Source organism: Shinella sp. (genome assembly GCF_052438155.1).
In the GTDB taxonomy this organism is placed as follows: Bacteria; Pseudomonadota; Alphaproteobacteria; order Rhizobiales; family Rhizobiaceae; genus Shinella.
In genome coordinates, this window is record NZ_JBQVPI010000106.1 from 1 (window position 1) to 1,025 (window position 1,025).

At 51.9% G+C, this 1,025-nt stretch carries 1 rRNA gene; it reads left to right on the forward strand.

What is annotated here, in order from left to right:
• Positions 1-999: ribosomal RNA gene (locus ACT6VE_RS34835) — 23S ribosomal RNA — on the forward strand; the annotation flags it as partial.
• Positions 1,000-1,025 lie beyond the last annotated feature (26 nt).

Genomic DNA, 1,025 nt, shown 5'->3' on the forward strand with positions numbered 1-1,025 from the left:
CGGCCGTAACTATAACGGTCCTAAGGTAGCGAAATTCCTTGTCGGGTAAGTTCCGACCTGCACGAATGGCGTAACGATGGCCACACTGTCTCCTCCTGAGACTCAGCGAAGTTGAAATGTTTGTGATGATGCAATCTCCCCGCGGAAAGACGGAAAGACCCCATGAACCTTTACTGTAGCTTTGTATTGGACTTTGAACAGATCTGTGTAGGATAGGTGGGAGGCTTTGAAGCAGGGTCGCTAGATCTTGTGGAGCCAACGTTGAAATACCACCCTGGTGTGTTTGAGGTTCTAACCTAGGTCCATTATCTGGATCGGGGACAGTGCATGGTAGGCAGTTTGACTGGGGCGGTCTCCTCCCAAAGTGTAACGGAGGAGTTCGAAGGTACGCTAGGTACGGTCGGACATCGTGCTAATAGTGCAATGGCATAAGCGTGCTTAACTGCGAGACTGACAAGTCGAGCAGATGCGAAAGCAGGACATAGTGATCCGGTGGTTCTGTATGGAAGGGCCATCGCTCAACGGATAAAAGGTACTCTGGGGATAACAGGCTGATACCGCCCAAGAGTTCATATCGACGGCGGTGTTTGGCACCTCGATGTCGGCTCATCTCATCCTGGGGCTGTAGCCGGTCCCAAGGGTATGGCTGTTCGCCATTTAAAGAGGTACGTGAGCTGGGTTTAAAACGTCGTGAGACAGTTTGGTCCCTATCTTCCGTGGGCGCTGCAGATTTGAGGAAGCCTGCTCCTAGTACGAGAGGACCGGAGTGGACGCACCTCTGGTGTACCGGTTGTCACGCCAGTGGCATTGCCGGGTAGCTAAGTGCGGAAGAGATAACCGCTGAAAGCATCTAAGCGGGAAACTCGTTCCAAGATGAGATCTGCCGGGGCCTTGAGCCCCCTAAAGAGTCGTTCAAGACCAGGACGTTGATAGGTCAGGTGTGGAAGCGCAGTAATGCGTTAAGCTAACTGATACTAATTGCTCGTGCGGCTTGACCCTATAACTTTGATGAAAATCATCAGAGT